The 16,628-nt window shown below is 41.6% G+C and carries 21 protein-coding genes; 5 read left to right on the top strand and 16 right to left on the bottom strand.

Features of this window, described 5'->3' with window-relative positions; genetic code table 11:
- Window positions 1–152: 152 nt before the first annotated feature.
- From HMPREF2794_RS23145 to HMPREF2794_RS23125, 5 genes are all read right to left on the bottom strand, one after another.
- Window positions 153–680, bottom strand: coding sequence for a DUF4943 family protein (locus HMPREF2794_RS23145; protein ID WP_022301931.1), 528 nt, complete (start codon window positions 678–680; stop codon window positions 153–155).
- Window positions 681–691: 11 nt separating this feature from the next.
- Entirely contained in the window at window positions 692–1,744 is a 1,053-nt protein-coding gene (locus HMPREF2794_RS23140; RefSeq protein ID WP_010538811.1) for a porin family protein, read from the bottom strand.
- Window positions 1,728–2,279: an RNA polymerase sigma factor gene (locus HMPREF2794_RS23135; protein ID WP_022301930.1), complete on the bottom strand. Its 552-nt coding sequence runs from the start codon at window positions 2,277–2,279 to the stop codon at window positions 1,728–1,730. The genes HMPREF2794_RS23140 and HMPREF2794_RS23135 overlap by 17 nt, the downstream gene beginning before the upstream one ends.
- Window positions 2,280–2,476: 197 nt before the next feature.
- Window positions 2,477–3,325, bottom strand: a complete 849-nt coding sequence (gene nadC, locus HMPREF2794_RS23130) for a carboxylating nicotinate-nucleotide diphosphorylase (RefSeq protein WP_010538813.1) — start codon at window positions 3,323–3,325, stop codon at window positions 2,477–2,479.
- Entirely contained in the window at window positions 3,318–3,710 is a 393-nt protein-coding gene (locus tag HMPREF2794_RS23125) for a DUF4783 domain-containing protein (protein WP_070752826.1), read from the bottom strand. Before HMPREF2794_RS23125 ends, nadC begins: the two co-directional genes overlap by 8 nt.
- Before the next feature lie 127 nt (window positions 3,711–3,837).
- On the opposite strand from HMPREF2794_RS23125, the gene rlmH reads away from it, so the two are divergent.
- On the top strand, window positions 3,838–4,311 hold the full coding sequence (rlmH, locus tag HMPREF2794_RS23120; protein ID WP_010538815.1) for a 23S rRNA (pseudouridine(1915)-N(3))-methyltransferase RlmH: 474 nt from the start codon (window positions 3,838–3,840) through the stop codon (window positions 4,309–4,311).
- A gap of 97 nt (window positions 4,312–4,408) precedes the next feature.
- Window positions 4,409–4,720 (top strand): DUF6922 domain-containing protein, encoded by a 312-nt coding sequence (locus tag HMPREF2794_RS23115; protein ID WP_010538816.1) that lies wholly within the window; start codon window positions 4,409–4,411, stop codon window positions 4,718–4,720.
- 309 nt (window positions 4,721–5,029) lie between these two features.
- Here the strand turns inward: HMPREF2794_RS23115 and HMPREF2794_RS23110 are convergent, their stop codons facing one another.
- From HMPREF2794_RS23110 to HMPREF2794_RS23100, 3 genes are all read right to left on the bottom strand, one after another.
- A complete protein-coding gene (locus HMPREF2794_RS23110; protein ID WP_022301926.1) occupies window positions 5,030–6,016 on the bottom strand; it encodes a TolB-like 6-bladed beta-propeller domain-containing protein in 987 nt (328 codons plus the stop codon).
- Window positions 6,017–6,044: 28 nt separating this feature from the next.
- The gene (locus HMPREF2794_RS23105) at window positions 6,045–6,353 is read right to left on the bottom strand and encodes an NVEALA domain-containing protein (protein ID WP_070752824.1); all 309 of its coding nucleotides are present in this window, start codon (window positions 6,351–6,353) and stop codon (window positions 6,045–6,047) included.
- Between the two features lie 531 nt (window positions 6,354–6,884).
- Window positions 6,885–7,532, bottom strand: coding sequence for an HD domain-containing protein (locus HMPREF2794_RS23100; RefSeq protein ID WP_010538819.1), 648 nt, complete (start codon window positions 7,530–7,532; stop codon window positions 6,885–6,887).
- 117 nt (window positions 7,533–7,649) lie between these two features.
- Here HMPREF2794_RS23100 and HMPREF2794_RS23095 point away from each other — a divergent pair, with 117 nt between their 5' ends.
- Together HMPREF2794_RS23095 and HMPREF2794_RS23090 are read left to right on the top strand one after the other, a co-directional pair.
- Window positions 7,650–7,901: a hypothetical protein gene (locus HMPREF2794_RS23095; RefSeq protein ID WP_010538820.1), complete on the top strand. Its 252-nt coding sequence runs from the start codon at window positions 7,650–7,652 to the stop codon at window positions 7,899–7,901.
- Window positions 7,902–8,303, top strand: coding sequence for a type II toxin-antitoxin system VapC family toxin (locus tag HMPREF2794_RS23090; protein WP_010538821.1), 402 nt, complete (start codon window positions 7,902–7,904; stop codon window positions 8,301–8,303).
- A gap of 13 nt (window positions 8,304–8,316) precedes the next feature.
- Here the strand turns inward: HMPREF2794_RS23090 and queF are convergent, their stop codons facing one another.
- From queF to HMPREF2794_RS23050, 8 genes are all read right to left on the bottom strand, one after another.
- A complete protein-coding gene (gene queF / locus HMPREF2794_RS23085) occupies window positions 8,317–8,772 on the bottom strand; it encodes a preQ(1) synthase (RefSeq protein WP_008767949.1) in 456 nt (151 codons plus the stop codon).
- Between the two features lie 587 nt (window positions 8,773–9,359).
- Window positions 9,360–10,019: a 7-cyano-7-deazaguanine synthase QueC gene (gene queC, locus HMPREF2794_RS23080; RefSeq protein WP_010538822.1), complete on the bottom strand. Its 660-nt coding sequence runs from the start codon at window positions 10,017–10,019 to the stop codon at window positions 9,360–9,362.
- A gap of 56 nt (window positions 10,020–10,075) precedes the next feature.
- Entirely contained in the window at window positions 10,076–10,756 is a 681-nt protein-coding gene (locus HMPREF2794_RS23075; RefSeq protein ID WP_010538823.1) for a queuosine precursor transporter, read from the bottom strand.
- A 147-nt stretch (window positions 10,757–10,903) separates the two neighbouring features.
- Window positions 10,904–11,191, bottom strand: coding sequence for a winged helix-turn-helix domain-containing protein (locus HMPREF2794_RS23070; protein WP_010538824.1), 288 nt, complete (start codon window positions 11,189–11,191; stop codon window positions 10,904–10,906).
- Window positions 11,176–11,766, bottom strand: coding sequence for a hypothetical protein (locus HMPREF2794_RS23065; RefSeq protein WP_010538825.1), 591 nt, complete (start codon window positions 11,764–11,766; stop codon window positions 11,176–11,178). Before HMPREF2794_RS23065 ends, HMPREF2794_RS23070 begins: the two co-directional genes overlap by 16 nt.
- A gap of 59 nt (window positions 11,767–11,825) precedes the next feature.
- On the bottom strand, window positions 11,826–14,003 hold the full coding sequence (locus tag HMPREF2794_RS23060; protein ID WP_070752845.1) for an outer membrane beta-barrel protein: 2,178 nt from the start codon (window positions 14,001–14,003) through the stop codon (window positions 11,826–11,828).
- A 4-nt stretch (window positions 14,004–14,007) separates the two neighbouring features.
- Complete coding sequence (locus tag HMPREF2794_RS23055; RefSeq protein ID WP_055270838.1) at window positions 14,008–14,382, bottom strand: DUF2141 domain-containing protein; 375 nt, start codon at window positions 14,380–14,382, stop codon at window positions 14,008–14,010.
- A gap of 246 nt (window positions 14,383–14,628) precedes the next feature.
- Entirely contained in the window at window positions 14,629–15,132 is a 504-nt protein-coding gene (locus HMPREF2794_RS23050; protein WP_022301923.1) for an RNA polymerase sigma factor, read from the bottom strand.
- A 163-nt stretch (window positions 15,133–15,295) separates the two neighbouring features.
- On the opposite strand from HMPREF2794_RS23050, the gene HMPREF2794_RS23045 reads away from it, so the two are divergent.
- Window positions 15,296–16,585: a DcaP family trimeric outer membrane transporter gene (locus tag HMPREF2794_RS23045; RefSeq protein WP_070752822.1), complete on the top strand. Its 1,290-nt coding sequence runs from the start codon at window positions 15,296–15,298 to the stop codon at window positions 16,583–16,585.
- The last annotated feature ends 43 nt before the right edge of the window (window positions 16,586–16,628 follow it).

The raw sequence follows: 16,628 nt of genomic DNA, 5'->3' as shown, positions 1-16,628 counted from the left end.
TTCTATATTCCTCACGTACACTTGCTGTGCGTGCACGCATTCGCTTCTTTTTGGACATGGCACGCCCCCTGTCAGTAGTCCGAAGACTACTGATACCAATAAACGTTGCCTCATGTTTTTTAGTTTCTATGCCCCGAAGTTTTTTTCTTTTTTTACCACCATCGGTATCCAGTGCCACAGAGCGGTTCGTCATAGCACGGATCGATTGTCCAGGATGTCTTCGGATATTTCCGGCCTTCCCACCATCGGCGATAGCAGGCTGCTGCGTCCAGCACTTCGTCATCGGTCAGAAAAAAGATTGCTTCGTAATTGTCGGCATTTGCCAGTACCATTCTGCAACCCAATGACGGGGCTGTCCCCTGACGGATAGACTCTATTACCCAAAGCATACATTCGCCTAAACGGATTTTACCGTTATTGGTATTATAGACTGAGGGGAAAGAAGGAATAATAGTCAGATCTTCCGCATATTTCAATAGTTCGGGAATGTCCTCTTCTGTAAAGTGAGGAACTTCCACCACTCCTTTTTCATTCTTCATATTATATGTGCCTGCCTTCAACTGTTTCACAAAGAGGCTCACATTGGGATTTTCATAATCCATTTCTTCGCTGGTGCATCCTGCAAAGGATACTACCATCAGGCTAACAGCCATCCATAGCATTATAAGTGTTTTTTTCATTTTCATAAGGATTAATACGTCATACGAAGTCCGCAAAGTAAATTAAAGTTAGTTGGCCGTTTCGTGCGTACCGTAGCCAGTTTCGAATCTGTCTTGAAATGATGGGAAACACCTGGCTCGGCAAAAACTGCCAGTCGGTCATTAATCTTATAAGTGATTCCGATGCCGGCAGTCACTGCCAGCTGGATAGGCTCCTCTTTAAAACTGTTGTCCGGCGCACCGGCTATGCATTTATCTGCCACACCGCCTACTGTAGCGTAGAGATCGACTTTCTTCGTGTCCATCAAAGTGACGTTGGCTTTTAGCGGAATGCCCAGATAGTGCAGATGTTGTCCGGCTGAACGCAGGTTTGAATAGAGCAATCCGGTTTCTATTCCCAGATAGTCGTTCAGTTTCCGCTCTACAGTCACTCCCGCGGAAACAGGCATCTTGTAAGTACCGTCCTCAGCCGGAAGTGCGGTCCCCATCTGTGCTTTCAGAGCCCAGCGATGTTTCTTTACGTTTTTCACCGGAGCAGACATATCGGCCGTATATTTTTCTCCTTGCGCGTCAGCTGGTTCTGTGTTACCATTATTCGCCTGCCAGTAACCGTTGTGGCCCTGGTTACCGTATCGGTTACCATTCCCGGTAGTAGTCGTTGCCGAGAAGGAGAATGACATGGAGAATGAAATGGAAACTGAATCCCCTTCTTCCGGATACTGTGCTAACAATCCGAATGATTTAGGTGCCGGTTTCGGCAATACAGGTTCCATTGCCGTCGGCAATTGATTGGCACGTACCCCATCTCCATCCATTCTTCCGCTGTTTGCCACCACGATTTTGGTAAATGCCTCCTCCATCTCCTCCTTTGGAGAGAAATACCAGAAAGTAGCCGAGGATGCAGCCAATACCAGCAACACAGATGCTGCCGCTGCCACACGGAAGAATATCAACCGACGGCGATGTTGGCAAGCCACAGGGATGTCCTGCGAAAGCTCTTCCCAAAAGCCGTCCCGAACAGCCATCCCGGCATCAGCGAGACGTGTGCGAAACAGATCGGTTATTTCATCATTTTCTTTCTTCATGATTTCTATACTCTTTAATTCTTTTTGCTAATAAATACTTGGCCCGGTGCAACTGCGAAGTAGACGAGTGCTCTTTAATATGAAGCATCTTGGCTATCTCCTTGTGCGGTTTCTCTTCAAACACATAAAGGTTGAAAACGGTTCGGCACCCATCCGGCAATTCGGCGACAAACGCCATTAATTGTTCTTCGGAGATCCCTACTCCTCCTCCCGACGAGGAAATATCCGGTATGTCGGGAAGCTGCTCTTCATGCACTACCAACTGACTGACTCGTTTCTCCCGTCTCAGATAGTCGAGTGACTGTGTCACCATCACCCGCGTAATCCACGTACAAAGCGAGGATTCTCCCCGGAACGAAAAGTTGGTAAAAATCTTGATGAAACCGTCATGCAGTACATCGTGCGCCGCATCCATATCGCCCGTATAGCGGAAGCAAACCGCCAACATTTGTTTGGAATAGAGGGTATAAAGTTCCTTTCGGGCCGAATCCTTTCCTGCCCGACAGCCCTTTATCAGTTCTATCTCGTTTTCCAATGTCAATTGTCTTTTTAATCGAACGTATGTCTGCGCCGTTTGTCCTTTAGACGCAAGAATGTGAGGAATGCTGCAATGAATATTGCTAAAAGAAGTTAAAGAAACGATGATTCACAAAAAAGAAACGGTGAACACCTGCAGCACGATAGCAACAGTACTGTTCACCGCTTATTTTTAATCATTCATCGTTTGTGCGATCAGCATGCCTTGAAACTCATATCCAGTCCTTTCACCGAATGAGTCAAAGCTCCTACAGAAATAAAGTCTACACCACATTCGGCATAATCGCGCAGTGTATCGAAGGTAATGCCTCCGGAAGACTCGGTTTCATATTTACCGGCTACCATGTCAACGGCTTTCTTCGTCATTTCGGGTGTGAAGTTATCAAACATGATACGGTCTACACCACCCAGGTCGAGTACTTGCTGCAGTTCATCAAAGTTGCGGACTTCAATTTCTATCTTCAGGTCTTTGCCTTTTTCTTTGCAGTATTCCTTGGCGCGGTTGATTGCCTTATCGATACCTCCGGCAAAGTCTACATGATTATCTTTCAGCAGGATCATATCGAACAAGCCGATACGATGGTTGACTCCGCCACCGATTTTGACAGCCATCTTTTCGAGGATACGCATCCCCGGTGTTGTCTTGCGGGTATCCAGCACACGGGTGTGAGTGCCTTCCAGCTGTTTGGCATATTTGCGGGTCATGGTTGCGATACCGCTCATGCGCTGCATCACGTTCAGCATCAGGCGTTCGGTCTGGAGCAGTGACTGCACTTTTCCTTCTACCACCATTGCTACGTCTCCCGGTTTCACCTCGGTTCCGTCGTTGATGAATACTTCCACTTTCATGGTGGGGTCGAAACGGTTGAAGATTTCTTTGGCTACTTCGATACCGGCCAGTACTCCGGCTTCCTTAATCAGTAGTTTTGATTTTCCCATCGCAGTGGCTGGGATGCAAGAAAGGGTGGTATGGTCACCATCACCTATATCTTCTGCGAAAGCAAGATCGATTAGTTTGTCGATCAGTTCTTTTTCCTTATTCATTGATCTTGTCAATTCTTATTTGATGTATTAAACATTGAATCTGCACTTTCTTCAGGAAGCAGTTCACACGGAATTTTCCTTTGGTAGTTGTCAGCGTACCTATGACAAAACTGGATTCATCCCGTTTTCCCTGGTGATTCACGTCAAAACCATTGACCTTGTTTTCTGTGAAAAACTCCTGCATCATAGCTGTAGCTTTCTTCTTGTCAACGTTCGTCGAGTTGCCTTGGAGAACGAGGTTTACCTTGTCTCCCATGTACTTACTCAGCTCTTGCGAGCTTCCTCTTTTAAAGGCCGTAATCACTCCTGCCGGTATCTCCTGCGCCATCAGCAATGAGACAGAAAGAAGCAAAGCGGCCATTCCTAAAAGCACTCGTTTCTTCATAAATCCAAGCTTTTGGGTTGAAGTTTAAAGGATTAAACTTTCAACTAATGATAGGCAAAGGTAAGCATTAATTGCAGAATAACATAAAAAATGCCTATTTTTGTGCACGAATCAGAATGGTAGACGCATGAAAACAACTTTGCTCGTCGTTGGACGAACCGTAGAACAGCACTATATTACAGCGATTAATGACTATATTCAGCGTACAAAACGCTTTATCACTTTTGATATGGAAGTGATTCCCGAACTGAAGAATACAAAGAGTCTTTCGATGGACCTGCAAAAGGAAAAAGAGGGGGAACTGATACTGAAAGCGTTGCAGCCGGGAGATGTGATCGTACTGCTCGATGAACATGGAAAAGAGATGCGTTCGCTCGAATTTGCCGAATATATGAAGCGGAAAATGAATACGGTGAATAAACGGCTGGTGTTTATCATCGGCGGACCTTACGGATTTTCGGAAAAAGTGTATCAGGTGGCTAACGAAAAGATCTCAATGTCGAAGATGACTTTCTCTCATCAAATGATACGGCTGATCTTTGTAGAACAGATTTATCGGGCGATGACAATATTGAATGGAGGGCCGTATCATCACGAATAAAGAATATTGTTATCCTGTTAAAAGAGTTTAGCTATTTGGCAAATCTAAAATAAAACCCTTCCTTTGTAGAGGAATAAAGCAGAATTTTAATAAAATAATGTCGCAACAGGAAGAATATATATCAAAACTATCTCTCTATTTATTTTGGGATATAGACATAACAAAAGCAGATATGGATACCTGTCCGGCACAAATCATACAACGTGTATTAGAATATGGACAATGGGAAGATTGGCAATTAATTCGTTCCTATTATGGATTGGACAAAATCGTATCAATATGCAAGTCATTACGCACCCTTGATCCAAAAGCCTTAGCTTACATCTGCTGTATCTCAAACACCTCTAAAGAAGAATATCGATGCTATCATGAAAGTTTGCGGAATCCTACAATATGGAACACTGAATAATAATCAAAATATCAATACCTTAAATCCGCAACTAATTTAGAAACAATTCAAATAGTTTTTTAGCCACTTAAGGTCTCTTTTAGCTACTTATCTTCTCTCTTTTTCCTTATTTTCTACACAGTTGGTCGCACCTCCCCCCTTTCCCCTGCCAGGTAAAAGCGTAAGTAATCCCACAAACAATTATTTTTATGAACTCCGAAGTAACTTGTATGGTTTGTCGGAATAAATATTGAGTACCCATTGTCTTCCTGACTTTATCCATTTTGCAGGAACTGTAATAAATCGAAAGAAAATCATTAGTGAATATCCCTAATAATTATACATCAAAAAACCATCCTCAAATACGGCTCCATTATAACCATATATAGTTCTGTTTGCTTCATCCACGTCAAAGGTATATAATAGGATGTCTAATTCGTATCTGGCAATAGAATGTCCCGAATAGTCATATACTTCTATAAAACACCCTCCTCCCTTTTTGAAGCACCTTATATAGAAATAGTGTTTACCCGCAACCAACTCACGCTGATGAAATATTGTTTCTTTGAAATTTCCCATTACTATATGAGGGATTACGGTATCGTCAACAAGCCTTTTGCAGAGTATCATGTCATTTATTCTATAAAAATCTATTTGTTTTTTATAGGTATAAGCATAGATTATCAGAGAATCGTTAGCTGCAAGATGTCCTCTGTTCTTATCGAAGAAATTTTCTTTGTGGTTTTCTTGTTCAATTAAAATTCGCCCTGTTATCTGCCGGGTGTTTAAATTGACTTTTTCTATATCAAGCTTATTGGGAACTGTACTGTATATCAATAAAGAATCATTGACCACATTCATGTGGTTGGGTATTTCGTCATAAACAGGTAATTCCAATTTTTTCTCAAGTGACAGATGGTTGTTGCTGTCCAATGTAAAACTTTTAATGAGGAATGGAGTGTATCCAAAAATATAGACTTTATCAGAAACAGTCTTGCATAATGTAGGAGAAATTTGGAATTCATCTTCTGCCCCTCCTTTTCTCCCTCCTTTGTAAATACATTGAAATTTTGGGAGTGAATATTGATACAACAAAGTGTCAGTACTTTTTGAATCTAGAGCAAAGATACTTCCCTTTTTTACCTTTATACCATCAAGGAAAAATACTTCATTTACTTTTATTTTCTCTGCTTGAAGGGATTTTTCTACAGGAAATGGCTCTATTTTTTCCTCTGATACTTGCTTTTGTGCAGTAACTTGTACTGTACATGCACTAAACAAGGCATAAGCCAGTAATAAATAAATGCTTTTTCCCATTATAAGATTATTTTTACAATCAGTTTATTTAATAGATTATTTGTGACCCTGCACAATACAGAGAATTAATATGTGTGGTAGACTTCACTGTATAACATCCATAACATGTTGTAACATACTCTGCGGGGTAATCAGGTAATAAAGTTGTACTAGTAAATGTGTAACACTGTTTGAATCTTATAGGGTCAGCATAATCTGATTCATCTACTGCCAAGGCTTCTATATTGAGAAGCACCAAATCCGTTAATTGATGTTTAGTATTATACGTTGTATATGTGGCATAATAAGCCGCTGCCAAAACTAGGACAGCAAGTGTAACAAATTTTATTTTTTTCATTTTGATAATTTTTGATTGTTGTTTTATGTGCTTTTTACAAAGATAGTATTTAAAAAATATAAACGGAAAATCTGCTATATGTTATGCAGCAGATTATGTAGTCGTAACCCACATTGCACCCCACCCACTTCTGTTTTCCTGATAATCAGCATTGTTGTTTACATTTTTCCATTAGCCACACACACGAATTTTATCGTTTTGCAAGGTGCTACAAAGCGATTTCAGTTTTAGATGCTATTCTTTCTCCTGAATGGGAATATCACTTTTATGCCTATAATTCGCAATGGAGTGAAAATGAAGAATTTTGCAAATCTTATCAAGTCACTTCCATTCCCTTTACTTCCTTTCTGGAAGAAGAGCACTACCACTTAATCATACAAAGGCAAAAACGAAAAGATGCGCAGAGTAACCTTTAAACAATGGGGAAAGGGGAAATTTTGCCAGCATGTAAGATAGTTATATCGAAAAGGGGCTCAAAAAGACAAAAATCAGGAGAAGCAGCCAAACTAGAATCAATAAAAAGAAAACATACTAAAGATTGCGGATTTTAGGCAATATACTTTCTTCCTCATATAATTGATCAAACACCCTTCTTATTCTTTCCTCATTGGTAATCAACTGACGCAGCTCCGCCAACCGTCCGGCATTATCAGATTGGGGTATCCACAACTTCAGATACCCTCCTTCTGCATATTTATCGGCAAGATGTTTCCGGAAACGTTCATACTGATGCTCTTTATCCATCTCCGGATAATGAGACAAACCATATTGTACGGTACGGCGCAGTGTTATTTCCGGATCAATAATCCGGTCTGCCTCAGCAACAATTTTCCCGTAGATACTTCGCGGAGCTTGTTTATTGGAGGCACGATGATCTTCTATCGCTTCCTTCATCTGCAACATTTGATCATCGGTAAACCACTGCCACAAAGTTTCATCCGCAAACAGAATTTTCCCCGAAACGATATGATGAAACTCACGTCCCTCACATAAACCCAAATCATGGTAAGCGGCAATCGTATAAACCATTGCTGAATTGACTTCATAATGAAGAGCCAGCTTCATACTTTCTTCGATTACTTTTTCGACATGATCTATCCGGTGCGCCTTATCAAAGTTGACATATTGTGGGATAATCCTTTCGCGGATATGCTCGCATAACTTTATAGAAATATTCATTTTAAAATCGCTTTTCACTTTCTTATTTTATACGCAAAGATATCAAATTATTGGAAGCACAAGAAACTTTTCTTATATTTGCAATGTTCTTCATTTTAAAAGAAAGGAGATATTTATATGGATACAACATGGTCGGCTGACGAAATCTTCAATGATAAATTAGCCAATTTAGGAAATGAAGCAAAAAGGCGTTTAATCGAACTATTAGCAGCTTCCCTGACTTTTTCAGATAGCAAACAGGATGACGATCGTCTATTTGAAGAAATTTGTGGTTCATGGGCAGACGACGGTCTGACTGCCGAAGAAGAAATCAAAGAATTACAAACGGCTCGCCGACAAGATACGACCCGTAATATAATTAATCTATAAATGAAGCAATATTTATTAGATACTAATATCTGTATTTATTTTCTCAAAAATCAATACGGAGTTGCCGAACACATTAAAGCTGTAGGCAACAAAAATTGTTTTATCTCAGACATCACACTAGCCGAATTATATTTTGGTGCTTCAAATAGCGGACAAAAAGAACATAAGATAAAAGGAGTAAAAGCCATAGAGAAATATTTTACAGTAATACCTATACAAAAAGCATTAGAATGTTATGGGGATTGCAAAGCTGTACTAAAGAAACAAGGCAAACTGATTGATGACTTTGATTTACTTATCGGAGCAACCGCAGTGACTTGTAATTTAATAATGGTTACAGAAAATGTAAAGCACCTCGCCCGCATCCCCAATATTAACATCGAAAACTGGATAAAAAAATAAGGGCTGTAAAGTATCACTCCCGATTCATCAGCCGATGTTCCGCCATCTGTTCGAACTTCGTTCCCGGACGGCCATAATTGGCATACGGATAAATCGAAATACCGCCACGTGGAGTAAAGATACCCGTAACCTCGATATATTTGGGATTCATCAATTTTATCAGATCCTTCATGATGATGTTCACACAGTCTTCATGAAATGCACCATGACTACGGAAGCTGAACAGATAGAGTTTCAAACTCTTGCTTTCCACCATTTTGATGTCGGGGATATAGCTGATACGTATTTCTGCAAAGTCCGGTTGCCCGGTTATGGGACACAGGCTCGTAAATTCGGGACAGTTGAAACGTACCCAGTAATCATTTTCCGGATGCTTATTATCGAAAGCCTCCAATACTTCAGGAGCATAGTCTTGTTTATACTCCGTTTTTCTTCCTAATAAGGAAAGTTGGTCTTTTAATTCAGCCATTGTTTAATGTAGTTTTAAACTCTCTACACACAGAAAAAAACGCAAAACATCTTTCACCTGTCACCATATTCACTGAAACGGCTTATCCATCGATAGTTCAGTGATGAAAGATTGATTATTGCAATCTATCACCGATCTTTCATCTTTCACCATCCGGTACTCATATTATCAAAACGACCGTTGCTTTTAGTCATTTCCTATAAAGGAATGAAGTGTTTCACTAGGATGAAACTCTAGTTTCAAAGCCTTGAAACTAAAAGTTTCTAGCGTATGAAACTATGGTTTCAAGTAATAGAAACTAGAGTTTCAAGCGTATGAAACCAAAGTTTCAACCGCTTGAAACTTCTTGAAACAACCGGCAATGACTCTTTACCCTTGTACATCTTGAAATGAAATGAACGCCAATAATACAATGGCAAGCATCTGTCAGTCACAATGAAGGTGACAATAAAAAAGCATTCATTAGTTATTATCACCCTATTATCACCATCTATTATCACCGATTATTCATTTGTAATCAATCAGTTACCCCTCAAAAGTGACAAGTGACAATAAAAAAACACGTTTTTAGTCTCTATGTAGAGATATTATTGATTCTTATTTTTCAAATACTTTTCCAGCCCCTCACGGCGTAACGTACAGGCAGGACAATGCCCGCAGCCATCCCCCTGAATGCCATTATAGCATGTCAAAGTCTCGTTACGAATCAAATCCAGCACTCCCAGTTCATCTGCCAATGCCCATGTTTCCGCTTTATCAATCCACATCAGAGGGGTATGGATCACAAATTGTTCATCCATTGCCAGATTCAACGTCACATTCAAAGACTTGATAAATGCGTCCCGGCAATCGGGATATCCGCTAAAGTCGGTCTGCGAAACTCCCGTGACCAAATGACTGATACCACGTTCGCGGGCATACACTGCTGCAATACTCAGAAAAAACAGGTTACGTCCCGGGACAAATGTGTTGGGTACGCTGCCTGCCGGTTTTTCCTGATCCATCACCATGGCAGTATCAGTCAATGAATTATGCCCCAATGTCCCAATGAAAGACACATCCATGACCTCAAATTCGACTTCCGCCTTTCGGGCTATTTCTCTGGCAAGTTCCACTTCCTTCTGATGCTTCTGACCATAAAGGAAACTTAAAGCATATACTTTCTTAAAGTTGCGTTTCGCCCAAAACAGGCAAGTAGTGGAATCTTGTCCGCCACTGAACACAACCAATGCAGCCTCTCTGTTCATCATAAAATACTCTTTATACTCTCAGCCTTCGAAACAGGCTTGAAGAAGTTGTTATATTAGATATCTTTTACTTTCAGCACGTTATAAGAAATGTCGGTATCATATACATCGCTGCCGTCTATCTTCTTGATGACTTTTACCACACGGATCGTCACCGGAAGAATGATAACTTCGTACATAGATTTCAGAACTATCTGAAGTCCCATCATGATTAATAGTTCTTTCCAGGCAATGATGCCTCCGAAAGCTACCGGGAAGAAGATCAGTGAATCAGCAGTCTCGCCGACAAGCGTCGACAAAATAGCGCGGGCAGAAAAGTTCCGGCCCTGACTGGCTATCTTCATCTTGCTCATCACATATGCATTGAGGAATGAACCGACAAGGAAAGCCATCAAACTGGCTGCCACGATGCGGGGAGCCATGCCGAATACAAAATCGAAATGCTCTTCACCTTCCCAAAAAGGAGCGGCAGGTATCGCAACGGCTATCAAACCAAGTCCTACCACAAAGAAGTTCATGGCAAAACCGCTCCATATAATAAGGCGCGCTTTCTTGAATCCCCAGACTTCGGCGATACAATCGTTGATAATATAGGAAATAGGAAAAACCAATAATCCGGCTGTCACGGTCAAACTACCGATCTGGATGACTTTCGTCTCGAGAAGATTGGCTGCAATGAGGCATACATTAAAAAGAATGCCCAGCAACATAAAAGGTACTGATACTTTTTCTTTCATAACTCCTGTTTTTTACGTGGTGTTCTAGAATACACGACCGCTATTCACGGCATCATACGTCTTTTTTTATTCTTTCGGGGTGCAAAGGTAGAGGAAAAAAGTGAAAAGGCAAAAAGAAACGTAGCTAAAGTATAGGCTTACTATCTTTTATAGCCCCGAAAGATACTCTTTCAGCGTCTCCACATACTCCTCCATCGCTTTCCGCCCGTCCTTAGTAATCCGGCAAGCGGTTCGCGGCCTTTTGCCCACAAAACTTTTCTCGACTTCGATATACCCCGCTTCGCTTAGCTTATCCAACTGTACACTCAAGTTACCGGCTGTCGACTGGGTTTTCTCTTTCAGATAGACAAATTCCGCCTCCTCAACCGTGAGAAGAATAGACATAATAGCTAGACGAAGCTGTGAGTGCAATATTGGATTCAGTTCTTTAAACATTGTTTCTTCATCTGTTTATTCATTATATGCCCCGGGATTATCATCATCACTATAAAGATAGCGGCAAACACCAGATATACTCCGCTTCCATGAATAAAAAGCATGGAAAAAGAAAGGGCGATACCAATGATTCCTGCTATGCTAAGTGGCTTGTACTTACATACCAAACCAGTGAGAGTAGCTCCCATCCCCATCAGTAAGGAAACGACAAACAGGATATCAATACGGACAACAAATGCCATGCAGGACAGGCAGAAACCCACTACTCCAAACACAGTCCATATCTGGGCGGTCACCCGGTCTATATAATTCTTCGCTCCTTTATTCTTGTCCTTCCTATTAAAGAAGATTGTCAGCGGTCCGGCAATGGCAGGCAAAGCAAACCAGAGATAATTGATCTGCCACATTCCCGTCTGCAAATAAAAATACCATACCACAAGCGATACGATAACAGTAGTATACCCCCATATCAACAACGGATAGGCTGCATAACGGGCTGCATTGTCCTGTGTCTCCCGAATCATACGGGCAATCAGTTCCAAACTCTCTTTCTCGGAAATTCTCTTGTCTTCCATGTTCTATCAATTTTGTTTCAAAAATAATATTGTTTACGTAATAAACCAAAAATACCTGTTTATTTTCCTTCGATACGGCTTCTTTCGCTTGCCGATTTCTTTTCTACAGTCACTGCACCCGATTTCTTTCCATGATTGAAATTCCAGGTGAATGTGAGTTTCATCAGCCTTCCGCTCGAAGCCAGCTCAAAACGGTTCTGCGATGAATAACTCGGTACATTGCTGAAATAAGAATTATACCGGTTGAAGATATTGTCTACTCCCAAAGTGGCTACGCAACGCCCGTCTTTCCATTTCTTGCGCAGATGCAGGTTGAATGTATGACGAGGATCGATCCCGCTATTGCCGGAATACAACCGGCTAACTCCGTTATATTGTGCTTCCAACGAATAGTCCGACGGTAAAAGGACTGTAGCATTGGCATTGGCAAAATAAAGGAAGTGCCCAAAGTAATCGCCCTCCCGATACATGCGGATATCTTGTCTTACTCCAATAAAGCTGGCATTCAGATTCAGCCAGTTGAGCGGCTGCCAGGGAGCAGTAACAGCTACGAACCAATGGTTCTCACGATTGTGATTCTCGTTGATAACGTACGATATATCCGAATTTTCCGCATCTTCTTTACCAAACTGACGAATCAGGTCATGATGTAAATTACCGCCAATAGTCAACGTATACCGGAAGTTATAGACCAGTGTGATACTAAACTTATTAATATAGGTAGGGCGCAACATCGGGTTACCGACCAGATAACTGTATTCGGAAGTCTGAATCCGGTTCGGATTGAGAGCCGAGAAAGTCGGACGCTCTATATATCGCCCATATTGCCCAATAAGCATCCACTTATGGATTTCATCAAAATAGAAACTTCCGTCGATATGCGGAAACCAGTCCCAGTATCTTCTCGTCTGACGTTCCGTTTCATTGGAGGTCTGCGTATATTCTCCCCGAAGCCCAATATGGACAGCTCCTCTTTTCATATCCAAAGAATAAGTGCCGTACAAAGCACCGATATTCTCATGGTAATCGAGCTCATATCCATAAGCAGCATTGGGTTTCCAACTTTCGTCAGGTTCCAGCCCTTCGTAACAGGCATCATCCTTCATTCCCGTATAGGTATATTTCATTCCTACCTGAAAAAACGATTTCTTATGCAGTTGTTGTTTCCACGACAGATCGGCAGTCGCAATCTGATAAGTGGCATTAGAGCGGGAGCGATAAACGGTATCTTTATTTAAAGTACCTATCTCCTGAAAAATCTGATATTGATTTCTGCCATGCAGATCCTTAGAAATATAATCGGTGACAAGTTTCAGCACAGAACCGTCCTTATCCAGTTTATGTATGTAGTTGGCAGTAGCCGTATACATATTATAAGTCTCTTTCTGACGATACACACCCTGACTTTCCATCCCCAGCGGTCCGACAGACAGAGTAGAGTAACTCTGAGACGGCCAGATATATCCGCGACGAACATACTCCAGTTCTACTCCCAAACTATTGGAAGAATCCATCGTATAGACTGTTCCCATCCGAATCGTCCCGTAACGGGAAGGCTGCTTCATACGGGTCAGACTGGAAAAACCTTTGTCTCCCGCTGCATAATCACGAGTAACGTATAAATCTCCTTTATTCTGCGGAATCAACGTGCCGGAAGCAAATCCATACGTATCCCACTTCCCACTGTGATAATTCAAGCTTCCACTAGGCTGATAAGATTGCAAGGAAGAAGCAAAAGAAGCATTCATTGAAAGATTTCCCTGAAATCCTTTATCTGTATGACGTCTCATTATAATATGTATAGCACCTCCCTGAGCATCGGCATCCTTATCGGCTCCCGCCATCGGAAGCACTTCAACACGGGCAATATCGTCCGACTTCAAAGAACGGAGATAGCCTATCAGCATTTCTCCGGTAAGTTTTATCTCCCGATTATCTACATACACCTTCGTGCCGGAAGAACCATTAATGGAAATCCGCTCGTCGGACAACCATACTCCGGGTGCTTGCTGAAGGAGTTCCACTCCGTCTTTGTTCTGTGCAGGAGGAACGGACAGGATAAAGCGGTCCGCCTTCCGCTTCACGGGACTTGTACGTACTACTACTTCCTGCAACGCATAAGTGGAATCTTCTGTCAAAGTATCATTGGCAGCCGTCGGATGAGCAGCCACTGGAGTCTGTCCCCAAGCAGCAATTCCGGCAAAGCCGGTCAGTATCGAAAATATCAGGCGTCTCATGCTGTCAGTCATTTACCGGATAATACATTTTCACCTTAACGGTGGCCGAAGCTTCCGGCTCTTTCTTGCATTTTTCTCTGGCATATCCTTCTACCGGTATCCCCTGCTCATTCTTATCGAGTTCCCAGTTTCCGTTCTCATCATGGAAAAGAGAGATCAAAAACTTTTCCCACGGCACATCTTTCAAAACAACAGTCACTGTATCTTTAACAGCAGTTGCCATCGCATATACCGGCTTTGATTCCGAATCCTGTTGAGCCATGACCATAATGGCACCTTTTGCGCTACGAATACCCCGAACTTCTACTTTTACTTCTTGTGCAAAAGTAACAACGTGGTAACAAACAATCCCTAAAGCAATGAGTAACAAGCGTTTCATCTTTTTCTTCCTCCCGATCAATTAGTTGATACAATTTAATTAGTTTATTTTATAAACCATATATGGATTAAAAAAAGTAAGGAGCTGCGCATCTCTCTTACTCGATGCAAACATAAATAGGTTTATTTTATAAACCAAATATTTCGGAAGAATATTTCAAAAAAACAAGCCTTCCTGTCATTCGTCGTAGTTTGACAGGAAGGCTCTACTTTGACCTTAAAACACATCACTCAATTAGAAAGTGCATCAGGAGAAGTCTTTCAGTTCTTCTTTCAGACGCTTACGGATAAAGAACAAACGGCTCTTTACCGTCCCCATCGGCAATCCTAATTTTTCGGCAATTTCCCTGTATTTAAATCCAGCGACAAACATCTGGAAAGGAACTTTCATATCTTCGGGGATGGAATGTATCACTCGATACAACTGCTTCATATCATAAGCAAACTCAAAACGGTCGCCATCTTCATCTTCTATCATACTCTGCTGATTGATAGAGTAGGTATCATCAATAAGATTCATCTCACGAACAGTGCGACGGTAGTTGTTGACAAAGATATTGCGCATGATGGTAAACATCCATCCTTTCAGATTCTTGGCATGCGTAAACTTCTCATGATTGTCTAATGCCTGCAATACACAATCCTGGACTAAATCGTTGGCTGATTCACGGTCTGAAGTCAACTTATATGCGAAACGATGCAGGTCTGGCTCCATCGCCAATATTCCTTGAGTAAAATCTACTTTTTCCATTCTCGTATTTTATTTATCTAATTAGTACGGTACAAAGATCTGCTTTTTTAGAACGATTATAAATAGCAATTCTTCCGATAAGTTTGGCAATTTTTCCTTAGCCCCTCTCAACCATTTCTTTTTTTAGTTGTTCATTGGGCATTCACCTAAAACTTAACTGATAATGAAAACAAGCTTTAAAATGGTAGCTATGCTACTGGGGATTGGAATTTTCCCCGTTTGTGCCCATGCACAAAAGAAAGTAGTCATCGAAGATGAGGAACCCAATTCCATCATGTTTGTCTCACGGGACAAAGCCGGTGATGAAATCATCCGGATTATGAACGACCGTTCGCAAATGCGTTTCCATGATCCGAATGCTCCCCGCTTCTTGCTGACTGACCAGAAAGGGAAATTCGCCCTGGGTATCGGAGGCTATGTACGTGCTACGGCAGAATATGACTTCGGTGGTATTGTAGATGATGTAGATTTCTATCCGGCATTGATTCCACAACGTGGTAGTGGCAATTTTGCCAAGAATCAATTTCAGATGGACATCACCACTTCTACCCTATTCCTTAAATTGGTAGGCCGAACTAAACATCTGGGAGACTTTGTAGTTTATACCGCCGGTAACTTCCGTGGCGACGGGAAGACTTTTGAACTACAGAATGCGTATGCACAATTTTTAGGTTTCACCATCGGATACAGCTATGGTTCATTCATGGACCTTTCGGCTCTGCCGGCTACTATCGACTTCGCCGGCCCCAATGGTTCCGCCTTCTATCGTACTACCCAGCTGAGTTACATGTGCGATAAACTGAAGAACTGGAAATTCGGCGTTGCTATGGAAATGCCTTCAGTAGATGGTACCACAAATAGTGATGTATCTATCAGCACTCAGCGAATGCCGGATTTTGCAGCTTCTGCACAATATAACTGGAATAGTAACAGTCATATTAAACTGGGAGCAATCGTACGCAGCATGACTTATTCAAGCAATGTACACGATAAGGCATTTTCTACTACAGGATTTGGTCTGCAAGCCTCTACTACATTTAATGTCACCAAGAAGTGGCAAGTGTTCGGACAGCTTAATTATGGAAAGGGAATCGGTTCTTACCTGAATGATTTAAGTAATCTGAATGTAGACATTGTTCCCGACCCAGACAATGAAGGAAAGATGCAGGTCCTCCCGATGCTGGGATGGTATGCGGGCTTACAGTATAATATTTGCCCGAATGTCTTTGTATCCGGAACATATAGCCTGTCCAGACTTTACTCTGAAAACAACTATCCGAGTACTAACCCAGAAGCTTATCGGAAAGGTCAGTACTTTGTTGCAAATGCCTTTTGGAATGTAACTAGTAATATGCAAGTGGGCGTTGAATATTTGAGAGGCTGGCGCACAGACTTCAGTTCTTCCACCCGTCATGCAAACCGATTGAATATGCTGGTACAATATTCTTTCTAACCTAATATAATATATAATATGAGAAGCCGCCTCAAAACAATGT

Source organism: Bacteroides sp. HMSC067B03 (genome assembly GCF_001811315.1).
In the GTDB taxonomy this organism is placed as follows: domain Bacteria; phylum Bacteroidota; class Bacteroidia; order Bacteroidales; family Bacteroidaceae; genus Bacteroides; species Bacteroides faecis.
Note: the sequence above shows the minus strand (reverse complement) of the source record. Positions and strands in the feature narration are given on the sequence as shown.

Coding starts and splice junctions, on each gene's coding strand:
- HMPREF2794_RS23070 (WP_010538824.1), bottom strand. CDS start 11,191: ATGTTTAAAGAACTGAATCCAATATTGCACTCACAGCTTCGTCTAGCT.
- HMPREF2794_RS23110 (WP_022301926.1), bottom strand. CDS start 6,016: ATGGGAAAAAGCATTTATTTATTACTGGCTTATGCCTTGTTTAGTGCA.
- queF (WP_008767949.1), bottom strand. CDS start 8,772: ATGGCTGAATTAAAAGACCAACTTTCCTTATTAGGAAGAAAAACGGAG.
- HMPREF2794_RS23125 (WP_070752826.1), bottom strand. CDS start 3,710: ATGAAGAAACGAGTGCTTTTAGGAATGGCCGCTTTGCTTCTTTCTGTC.
- HMPREF2794_RS23140 (WP_010538811.1), bottom strand. CDS start 1,744: ATGAAGAAAGAAAATGATGAAATAACCGATCTGTTTCGCACACGTCTC.
- HMPREF2794_RS23045 (WP_070752822.1), top strand. CDS start 15,296: ATGAAAACAAGCTTTAAAATGGTAGCTATGCTACTGGGGATTGGAATT.
- queC (WP_010538822.1), bottom strand. CDS start 10,019: ATGAACAGAGAGGCTGCATTGGTTGTGTTCAGTGGCGGACAAGATTCC.
- HMPREF2794_RS23060 (WP_070752845.1), bottom strand. CDS start 14,003: ATGAGACGCCTGATATTTTCGATACTGACCGGCTTTGCCGGAATTGCT.
- HMPREF2794_RS23065 (WP_010538825.1), bottom strand. CDS start 11,766: ATGGAAGACAAGAGAATTTCCGAGAAAGAGAGTTTGGAACTGATTGCC.
- nadC (WP_010538813.1), bottom strand. CDS start 3,325: ATGAATAAGGAAAAAGAACTGATCGACAAACTAATCGATCTTGCTTTC.
- HMPREF2794_RS23050 (WP_022301923.1), bottom strand. CDS start 15,132: ATGGAAAAAGTAGATTTTACTCAAGGAATATTGGCGATGGAGCCAGAC.
- HMPREF2794_RS23115 (WP_010538816.1), top strand. CDS start 4,409: ATGTCGCAACAGGAAGAATATATATCAAAACTATCTCTCTATTTATTT.
- HMPREF2794_RS23095 (WP_010538820.1), top strand. CDS start 7,650: ATGGATACAACATGGTCGGCTGACGAAATCTTCAATGATAAATTAGCC.
- HMPREF2794_RS23100 (WP_010538819.1), bottom strand. CDS start 7,532: ATGAATATTTCTATAAAGTTATGCGAGCATATCCGCGAAAGGATTATC.
- HMPREF2794_RS23090 (WP_010538821.1), top strand. CDS start 7,902: ATGAAGCAATATTTATTAGATACTAATATCTGTATTTATTTTCTCAAA.
- HMPREF2794_RS23105 (WP_070752824.1), bottom strand. CDS start 6,353: ATGAAAAAAATAAAATTTGTTACACTTGCTGTCCTAGTTTTGGCAGCG.
- HMPREF2794_RS23145 (WP_022301931.1), bottom strand. CDS start 680: ATGAAAAAAACACTTATAATGCTATGGATGGCTGTTAGCCTGATGGTA.
- HMPREF2794_RS23075 (WP_010538823.1), bottom strand. CDS start 10,756: ATGAAAGAAAAAGTATCAGTACCTTTTATGTTGCTGGGCATTCTTTTT.
- rlmH (WP_010538815.1), top strand. CDS start 3,838: ATGAAAACAACTTTGCTCGTCGTTGGACGAACCGTAGAACAGCACTAT.
- HMPREF2794_RS23055 (WP_055270838.1), bottom strand. CDS start 14,382: ATGAAACGCTTGTTACTCATTGCTTTAGGGATTGTTTGTTACCACGTT.